Source organism: Candidatus Colwellia aromaticivorans (assembly GCF_003333305.1).
Taxonomy (GTDB): domain Bacteria; phylum Pseudomonadota; class Gammaproteobacteria; order Enterobacterales; family Alteromonadaceae; genus Colwellia; species Colwellia aromaticivorans.
In genome coordinates this window covers 67,133-75,970 of sequence record NZ_QOLD01000053.1, presented here as the reverse complement: position 1 = coordinate 75,970, position 8,838 = coordinate 67,133, and the positions used below count along the sequence as shown (strand labels likewise).

8 protein-coding genes and 1 pseudogene are annotated in these 8,838 nt (G+C 36.1%); 6 read left to right on the top strand and 3 right to left on the bottom strand.

What is annotated here, in order from left to right:
• Nucleotides 1-404 precede the first annotated feature (404 nt).
• The 4 genes and pseudogenes from DWA31_RS08055 to DWA31_RS17480 all read left to right on the top strand — a co-directional run bounded on the left by DWA31_RS08055 (nt 405) and on the right by DWA31_RS17480 (nt 2,289).
• A complete protein-coding gene (locus DWA31_RS08055) occupies nt 405-689 on the top strand; it encodes a hypothetical protein (RefSeq protein ID WP_114326081.1) in 285 nt (94 codons plus the stop codon).
• A 69-nt stretch (nt 690-758) separates the two neighbouring features.
• Nucleotides 759-1,550: an alpha/beta fold hydrolase gene (locus DWA31_RS08050; RefSeq protein ID WP_114326080.1), complete on the top strand. Its 792-nt coding sequence runs from the start codon at nt 759-761 to the stop codon at nt 1,548-1,550.
• Between the two features lie 45 nt (nt 1,551-1,595).
• Nucleotides 1,596-2,045, top strand: a complete 450-nt coding sequence (locus tag DWA31_RS08045) for an SMI1/KNR4 family protein (protein WP_114326091.1) — start codon at nt 1,596-1,598, stop codon at nt 2,043-2,045.
• Nucleotides 2,046-2,077: 32 nt separating this feature from the next.
• Nucleotides 2,078-2,289: pseudogene (locus DWA31_RS17480) on the top strand (DUF6500 family protein).
• Nucleotides 2,290-2,443: 154 nt separating this feature from the next.
• Here DWA31_RS17480 and sppA read toward each other — a convergent pair.
• Nucleotides 2,444-4,366: a signal peptide peptidase SppA gene (gene sppA / locus DWA31_RS08035; protein ID WP_114326090.1), complete on the bottom strand. Its 1,923-nt coding sequence runs from the start codon at nt 4,364-4,366 to the stop codon at nt 2,444-2,446.
• Between the two features lie 231 nt (nt 4,367-4,597).
• Between sppA and DWA31_RS08030 the strand changes: the two genes are divergently transcribed.
• Nucleotides 4,598-5,299 carry an HvfX family Cu-binding RiPP maturation protein gene (locus DWA31_RS08030; RefSeq protein WP_114326079.1) on the top strand — a complete coding sequence of 234 codons (702 nt, stop codon included), beginning with the start codon at nt 4,598-4,600 and terminating at the stop codon, nt 5,297-5,299.
• A 61-nt stretch (nt 5,300-5,360) separates the two neighbouring features.
• Here DWA31_RS08030 and DWA31_RS08025 read toward each other — a convergent pair whose 3' ends face one another.
• Nucleotides 5,361-6,269 carry a DMT family transporter gene (locus tag DWA31_RS08025; protein WP_114326078.1) on the bottom strand — a complete coding sequence of 303 codons (909 nt, stop codon included), beginning with the start codon at nt 6,267-6,269 and terminating at the stop codon, nt 5,361-5,363.
• 436 nt (nt 6,270-6,705) lie between these two features.
• On the opposite strand from DWA31_RS08025, the gene DWA31_RS08020 reads away from it, so the two are divergent.
• A complete protein-coding gene (locus tag DWA31_RS08020; RefSeq protein ID WP_114326077.1) occupies nt 6,706-7,242 on the top strand; it encodes an NAD(P)H nitroreductase in 537 nt (178 codons plus the stop codon).
• A gap of 96 nt (nt 7,243-7,338) precedes the next feature.
• On the opposite strand, the gene asnS is transcribed toward DWA31_RS08020, so the two are convergent.
• Nucleotides 7,339-8,739 carry an asparagine--tRNA ligase gene (asnS, locus tag DWA31_RS08015; protein ID WP_114326076.1) on the bottom strand — a complete coding sequence of 467 codons (1,401 nt, stop codon included), beginning with the start codon at nt 8,737-8,739 and terminating at the stop codon, nt 7,339-7,341.
• Between the last annotated feature and the right edge of the window lie 99 nt (nt 8,740-8,838).

The window sequence follows — 8,838 nt, the reverse complement described above, 5'->3', positions numbered from 1 at the left end:
GGCGTTTTTGAAATATTTATGGCAAAGTAATGGCTCAGGCATGGCAGTTGTAACTTATGTGTGTTGTGGTGACTTACATAAGATCATAAATTGCTGTGCCTGTCACGTTTTGGGGATTCGTCAGCCCGTAGGGCTGGTTTAGAAACGTTTTAAGCAACGTTATTGATTTCGACAATAGAACAACTATTCTCTTCAATCAAAGTCTTGCCTAAAGACGTTTCTAATTCCAGCTGAAACCTGCATTTTGAAGTAACACGGGTATATAATATTGACATTGTTGGTATTGGTTTTACGTATTGGTTATTAACATTCACATAACAGTTGGCTTAGTTTTACTTCATTTCATCTTATAGCTAACAAGTATCCGCTGTTTAAACAGCGTTCTATTTTTCTGGAGAACTATTTTGAATTTGGACAAATCGACAAAACGTATAGCAAAAAGAGTAAAAAAAGGATTTCAGGGTTATCCTCAAATTTCACTCGCCTATTTTGGTGAATCAGTTGATTGCGCAACCGAAGTAGTGGTTGGCTTTATCTTAGAAGAAGGAGCCGTTGCCCAAGAGCAAAAATTTTCCAGTAAAGGTGATGTTAGAAAAGACGAAACTATTCAAACTACCTTATTAAAAGTTATCGAACGGGCAGATGCACAAACAGTATTAGAGGTTTCAGGTGTTTCAATTATCAAATAACACCCATTAACCAGAAATATAATTATCTATCATTACCGCTGTATGTGACACTAGGAGAATTGACCTAATATGAGCAAAATTACGTTTAAAGAATTGTTTGTTGAAGTAGAAGGGGGATCGATTTACATCAAAAAATGGATCCCTGAAACTATTAAATACACATCGCCTATTGTGCTTATGCATGATTCTTTGGGGTGTGTAGATTTATGGCGAGATTTCCCCGAACAATTGGCTCGTTCATTATCATGTATTGTCATCGCCTATGATCGACTTGGTTTTGGGCGTTCAAGTGTTAATAAAAATACTCCCAGCGTTAACTTTGTTTGGGATGAGGCAGATTTTTACTTTTCACACATCAAAAGCGCTGCCCAATTTAGTACTTACTATCTTTTTGGGCACAGCGTTGGTGGAGGAATGTCGATAGGGATTGCTGCCGTAGATAAAGAATGTATTGGCGTTATATCAGAATCAGCACAAGCATTTGTAGAAGAATTGACAATTAAAGGGATTGAAGAAGCACAAATCTTATTTCAACGTCCTGATCAAATGAAACGATTAAAAAAATGGCATGGAAATAAAGCAAGTTGGGTGTTGAGCGCTTGGATTGATACATGGTTGTCTCAGGAATATTCTTCGTGGAGCCTAGAATCTCGTATTGGTAAGGTAACATGCCCTGTTTTGGCTCTTCATGGAGATAAAGATGATTTTGGTTCAAATGCATTTCCTGAATATATTGCAAAGAATGTTTCTGGAGAATCTTCAATGGTCATTTTAGAAAACTGTGGCCATGTTCCTCATAAAGAAAAAATGGAAGAAGTTATCAATCACACAAGGTTGTTTCTTAAATATTTTCAACCCTAACTTTTGCCGCTTAATGCGGTTTAACACTTTTGGAGTATGCTTACATTGAATAGCATTGATCAATTTGTAAAAACCTGGGCCAGTAAAAACGTCATGGTTCCAATAAACTCAGATGATATTTCAGAACTTGAATTAAAATTAAATTCATTTTTACCTGACTCGTATAAATATTTAATATCTACCTATGGTTTGGTTCACTCTCCCAATGTACTAACTAAAATTTGTGATTTAAATGCCGATGTTTCTGCGGTGCAAGACTTCTTAAGTCTAGAAGATGTCTTTTCACTATCAAAGCTATATGAAATGACGGGTATGCCAAAGGGGCATGTTTTGTTTGCATCTGATTGTAAGGGAAACATGTTTTGTTTTAAACTTGACGATTGTGCCAGTAAACAAACAGATTTACCCGTATGGTTTTATGATCAGGGAAATTATAGTGTTAAAAAAGTATCTAATTCTTTCACCGAATGGCTAGATGAGTTTAATGAACTTTAAGACTACTAATAAATGAAAGAGAAATTAATTCAATTGGTATAAGAACTAAGATCATTGATGTTTGCAACAAAAAGATTAACAGCAAAGGGGATAATGTCGGATTATCATTTTATGCTTTCTTTGCAAACAAAATGATGACTCTGAACTACTTATGGAAGTGGCAACATGGTGGATACACATTCATAAATTAGATCACTTTGTTAAAGCGCATAAAATTAAAAAAATGATTGAAAATGGTTTGTAGCGGCGTTTTTAAATCACGATAAATCACTTAAAAAGCCGCCTGAATTATCCTACTAGGAAAGCTTACTGATCGTCAGTTATTGATATTTATTAATATGACTAGATACCAATAACTGTCCGGTCTTATTCTTGTGTTGACTCATTATTTATCATACTTATTGAACACTACAGGTGAGGCATAATGTATACATGCCTTGTGGATCATTAAATTGATTCATTTTCGAAAACTCAGCTTGCAGTTGGTTGATAAAACGAGTCATTGGCTTAGCATTTTCGTTACCTAAAGAAGTTAATTCGTTAGACGTAGTGTTATCTACAAAACCAAAACCAAAACCAAAACCACTAGCAGCTATAGAATGCGCTTGCCCCATTAATTTTTGGATAAACTTATTGCGTGAAGAGGACTCTTTCTCAATTAATAGAGTATCATATGTATCAAGCTTAGCTAATTCTGCTGCAGCAACAATCGCATCGGTTAAATTACCGAGTTCATCAACTAACCCAAGTTCTTTTGCTTTCTTACCAGACCATACTCTACCTTGAGCAATCGCATCAACTTGCGCTAAAGTCATGTTTCGATTTTCCGCGACTAAGCCTATAAAATCTTGATAACCTTTATTGATACTGAGTTGGAATAGTTGTGACATACCTTTGGTTAATGGCTGAGTAGGGCCGAAACCTGCAATATCTGTTGTGCCTACGCCATCGGTATGAATACCGAGTTTACTTAACGAGTCCTCAAAAGTCATCATCATGCCAAAAATACCAATAGAGCCGGTAATTGTAGATGGCGCAGCAACTATTTTATCCGCGGGCGCTGAAATCCAATACCCACCTGAAGCAGCATAAGTTCCCATAGAAGCAACAACGGGTTTTCCTGCTGCTTTTAACAACTCCACTTCTTGACGAATTATTTCTGAAGCAAAAGCACTACCGCCGGGGCTATCAACTCTTAATACCACGGCTTTTACTTTATCGTTATTACGTGCTTTACGCAGTAATGTTGCCGTTGAATCGCCACCAATTGTACCCGGTTTCTGTTTGCCATTTAAAATAGTACCTTTAGCAACGATAACCGCTATCTTGTTTGTTGATTTTCCGTCTATATCTATAGGTATGATTGAAGTAGTTGCGGCCAAATAATTTTTAAAGCTAATATGGTTATAACTGTCACCTTTTTTATTTTTACCGACCATATCAATTAAGTCACTACGCATTTGTGCTCGCGTTTTTAACTGATCAACCCATTTATTTGTTAAGGCATAATTCGCAAAGCTACTATTTGCATTAGTAAACTTACTCAATAAATCGGTAATACTATCATCGAAATTGTTGACGCTAAAACCTCTTTGTTTAGCGACATCTTCCTTATATTGTTGCCATAAATCATTTAACCATAACGCATTAGCTTCTTTGGCATTTGCAGACATATCATCACGCAAAAAAGGCTCTACGGCAGATTTAAACGTGCCGACACGAAAGATGTGTTGATTAATAGAAAGCTTTTCCAACGCCGATTTAAAATACATTTGATAACGACCATACCCATCAAGTAACATAAAGCCTTGTGGGTTCAGCCATATATCATCGGCATGGCTAACGAGGTAATATTGGTCTTGCGAGAAGTGATCACCTAATGCGACAATTTTTTTACCTGAACTTTTGAAATCTATTAGCGCAGCACCAACATCTTGCAACTTACTTAAACCTGTGGATTTTAAGCCTTGAAGCTGTAAAACCAGTAACTGTACCCGATCATCATTTTTTGCTTTAGCAATCACATCTAACACATCAGCTAATAACACTTCGGGTTTACCTTCCTTTTCGTCTAATGCTTCTAGTAATAAGACGTCCATAGGATTTATTTCACGCTTTTGTTCAACTAAATCACCGACTAGATTCAATACTAATGCTGATTCATTGGGTACAATAACTTGTTCAGAATCACTCCCTAACATAGCGATAAAGCCCATAAACAACACAACAAAAATTAAGTTTAAAACAACTGAGCGTGTTAGGGTAAATAAACGCCAGAGACCTAATACAATACGTTTAAATAGGTTTACTAATTTATTCATAAAAATCATCTATAAATACTAACTAAAGGGTTAGTATTATCTTAACCTAAACGGCTTTGAATTTGACTATTAGATTGTAAATAAATAAGTCTTTAGTTAACGCCAGCGGTTGATACCTCCTCTAGTTTGTTAACCTTTTTCAACTTTTAATAAGTTTGTGAAAGAATTTTAGTATTTAAAAGTTCTTATACCCTATACATTATAAAAGTAATCCAATTGAGACCAACCACAATGTCTTTACTGTTATCAATATACAACAAATTTTTAAACAAACTGCCTAACTTTGATGGGGTTCCAGCCTTATTGTTACGCTTATATCTTGCACCTGTTTTTATTATGGCAGGGTTTAGTAAAACTCAATTGCTAAATGAAGAGGTGTCAGGTATAGCCTCTTTTATGGCAGATCCAAATATCATCGCCTGGTTTGGCAATAGTGATTGGGGATTAGGCTTACCCTTTCCCGCGTTATTGGCAAATTTAGTAATACTCGCTGAATTTTTTGGCGGTTGGTTATTACTTGTTGGGGCACTAACAAGGCTAATATCAATTCCGTTAATGTTTACCATGATTATGGCAGCAAGCACTGTACATGCTCCCAACGGTTGGTTTGCTATAACGCCAACTAATCCTGATACCAGTGCAGCTAAAATGATGACTTGGATTGGTTTTGAACAAGCAGAAGCCAGTTTAGAAAATAGTATACAAACGGGTAACCGTTTAGAAAAAATGCGTGAAATAATTGCAGAGAATGGCAATACCGATTGGTTATATGAGAAAGGTAATATAGTGGTACTTAATAATGGCATCGAATTTTCGGCTACCTATTTTATAATGTTACTGGCTTTATTCTTTATTGGGGCAGGTCGATACACAAGTGTTGATTATTATATTTCGAAAAATTTGTTATCTAATAACAAGCCAAATTTTAAATAAGTTAAAGCAGGTTAGTCACCATTTGGATTCAAGGAACTAACCTGCTTTATCACTTAAATTGCTAGTGACTACCTCTAATTATTCTTTTTATCTGTAATTTATTAATCAATTGCTCACCCCAGTGATATATGGCTAGCCCCAAGATAATCAAAAAAGCACCTAAAAGTATCTTATTAGTGATAACTTCATCGTTAAGCACTGCTCCTAACGAGAGTGCAATAACAGGTGTTACCAATGTTATTAGTGCTACAGTACTTGGGGTGAGTTTTTGCAATACAAAAAAGTAAGCAAAAAAGCCGATTAAAGAGCCAAATACACCTAAATAAATAGTTGCCCAAACTGATCTTAATTGCCAATCACTCACATCTAAACTGCCATCTAGTAGTAACCAATTTCCAATAAACAAAGGCAATGAAACGATTAATGCGCCGACTGTTGTTGATAGCGGATGAATCGCTAACGATATACTTTTTACTAACACACCGCTTAAGCTAAATAGAAAAACAGCCGTCAAAACAAAAAACAAACCATAGAGACTATCACCTTTAAATGAAAACTTATCCGCACAAACCAAAGCCAAACCTATAAAAGATAGCAACATTGATAGTTTACGCACAGTTGATATTTTTGGCTCAGCTAGAATTCTTGTAGCGAGTATTGCTGAAAATACCGGTGCTAAACCGAAAGCAAGTGATAAAATTCCAGACGATAAATAAACGGCTGCTAAATATGAAAATGACATACCACCAAAAATACCTAACGCAGAAAAACTATATAAACGAAGCGCTTGTTTGTGCCAAGGTAATTCTATTTTTGTAATAAGAATGATCAAACTGCCCAGTATCACTGCAATAAGCATACGCAGTAAAACAGCCATTGTTGGGTTTATCGTCTCACTACTCCACACAATGCCCAATGGTGTGGTAGACCAAATTAATAATACGGCCAAATAGGCAATCGGTACTTGCATTCTTACGCTCCTTATATTTTCTTATTTTTTGCAAAATCCTTTGACGAACAATTTTATTGTGATGCAAAAAAAAGCCGCAAAAGTTAAATTCTGCGGCTCAAATAGTGTATTTAGTTAGTTATGTAGTTTGCTAACTTGAACGCTCCGCATAAAGTGAGCACAGACGAATGACCTGACTCTGCCAACATGAAGTTGTTAGAGTTAAGCGTCGATTGAGCACTAAATTATGCTTGAAAGTAAAAGCGTTGTTCATAAATACCTTTTATATACCTAGTTAGCTTAAATTTTTATTTAACTGAATTAATGTATAATTATATTGCTGTTCTCATTAAGTTAAGTCAAGTTAAAATCTCTATCTTTAGATTGTTTTTTTAAGTGCGCCTCGGTACAGTTAGTTATACACTAATTTCATATCTATTTTGAATAAACAAACACTATGACCAGTATCGAATTGCTATTACAGCGTCAATCAACACCCATATTAACAACACCTGCGCCTAATCATCATGATTTAGAGAAAATTTTAGCTGCAGGTATGCGAGTACCCGATCATGCTTGTTTGCAACCTTGGCACTTTACTGTAGTAACTGGAGATGGTTTACAGCGATTAAGTAATTTACTAGTTCAAAGTAGTGATGGTGCTAATCTAACTAAAATAGCAAAAATGCCCTTTAGAGCACCTATGATTATTGTTGTTAGTACTGAATTTGTTCAACATGAAAAAGTGCCAAATCAGGAACAATTAATTGCTGCAGGTTGTGGTGCTCATGCCATACAAATGGCAGCCGTAGCTCTGGGTTATGGCGCTATGTGGCGAACAGGTAATTTAGCTTACAATACTAAAGTTAAACAAGGGCTTGATGTAAAAAATAACAATGAAATTGTCGGTTTTTTGTATATAGGAACAGCTTGTAAAGAACAAGGTTTGAAAGCTACTAAGTCTTTCGAAAATAAAGTGAGTTATTGGAAATAGGGTGGAAGTTTAAATAAAGCGCTCTGTATCCGTTCCGGTTGAATTTTTCATTTCAAGTGGAACGGGTACAGAGCATCAATAACTAATAACAGTTAATTAAAAATCGGCGTTATTAGGTGTTCTTGGGAAAGGGATCACATCACGTACGTTTTGCATGCCAGTAGCATAAGCGACTAAACGCTCAAAACCTAAACCAAAGCCTGAGTGTGGTACAGTGCCGTAACGACGTAAATCACGATACCAGCTGTAATCAGCAGTATCTAAGCCCATTTCTTCTAAACGACTATCTAAAACATCAAGGCGTTCTTCACGTTGACTACCACCAATGATCTCACCAATACCCGGTGCTAAAATATCCATGGCAGCAACAGTTTTACCATCATCATTTAAACGCATATAGAAAGATTTAATGTCTTTAGGGTAATTTTGTAAAACTACCGGACCATTAAAATGCTCTTCTGCTAAATAACGTTCATGTTCTGAGTTTAAATCAACGCCCCAAGAAACTGGGTTTTCAAATGTTTTACCACAATTCTCTAAAATAGTAATGGCGTCAGTGTAATCTAAACGGACAAAATCTGTTTCAATCACAGAGTTCAAACGGTCTATAACTGTTTTATCAACACGCTGTTGGAAGAAAGCGATATCATCGCTACGTTCCTCTAAAACCGCTTTAAATACATATTTTAGCATTTCTTCAGCTAAATCTGCGGCATCAGATAAATCAGCGAAAGCAATTTCGGGCTCAACCATCCAGAACTCAGCTAAGTGACGGGAAGTATTGGAGTTTTCAGCTCTAAAGGTGGGGCCAAAGGTATATACTTTTGATAACGCGTTACAGTAAGTTTCAACGTTTAACTGTCCTGAAACCGTTAAAAAGGTTTCTTTGCCAAAGAAGTCTTTGTTGTAATCAACTTTACCTTCATCGTTACGTGGCAAGTTTTCCATATCTAAAGTACTAACGCGGAACATCTCTCCTGCGCCTTCACAATCACTACCCGTAATAAGTGGTGTGCTGATCCAGAAATATCCTTTTTGATGAAGAAAGCGATGAATAGCCTGAGCTAAACAATTACGTACCCGAGTAACCGCGCCACCAATATTAGTACGAGCGCGTAAATGTGCTTGCTCACGTAAAAACTCAATGCTGTGACGTTTTGCTGCCATAGGGTAAGTATCAGGATCTTCAACAAAACCTAATACTTCAACAGCTGTTGCTTGAATTTCAAAAGATTGCCCTTTACCAGGAGATTCAACTAAAATACCAGTGATTTTCACAGAACAACCCGTGGTTAACTTAAGGACCTCTTCTTGATAATTATTAAGATCACTAGGTACGATAGCTTGAATAGCATCAAAGCATGAGCCATCGTGAATAGCTAAAAAAGAAATACCGGCTTTTGAATCACGGCGAGTTCTGATCCAACCATGTACGGTAATAGTTTCATCAACAGGGAATTTTCCCGCTAATACATCAGTAATTGCTATAACTGACATGTAATGACCTCTTATATTTTATCGAATGTACTGAATTTTTTAAGGTGGTTATGTTACCGTTACTTTCATGTTTAACAAGTAAAACTTGTTAAATTAATT

Coding starts and splice junctions, on each gene's coding strand:
- DWA31_RS08050 (WP_114326080.1), top strand. CDS start 759: ATGAGCAAAATTACGTTTAAAGAATTGTTTGTTGAAGTAGAAGGGGGA.
- sppA (WP_114326090.1), bottom strand. CDS start 4,366: ATGAATAAATTAGTAAACCTATTTAAACGTATTGTATTAGGTCTCTGG.
- DWA31_RS08030 (WP_114326079.1), top strand. CDS start 4,598: ATGTCTTTACTGTTATCAATATACAACAAATTTTTAAACAAACTGCCT.
- DWA31_RS08025 (WP_114326078.1), bottom strand. CDS start 6,269: ATGCAAGTACCGATTGCCTATTTGGCCGTATTATTAATTTGGTCTACC.
- DWA31_RS08020 (WP_114326077.1), top strand. CDS start 6,706: ATGACCAGTATCGAATTGCTATTACAGCGTCAATCAACACCCATATTA.
- asnS (WP_114326076.1), bottom strand. CDS start 8,739: ATGTCAGTTATAGCAATTACTGATGTATTAGCGGGAAAATTCCCTGTT.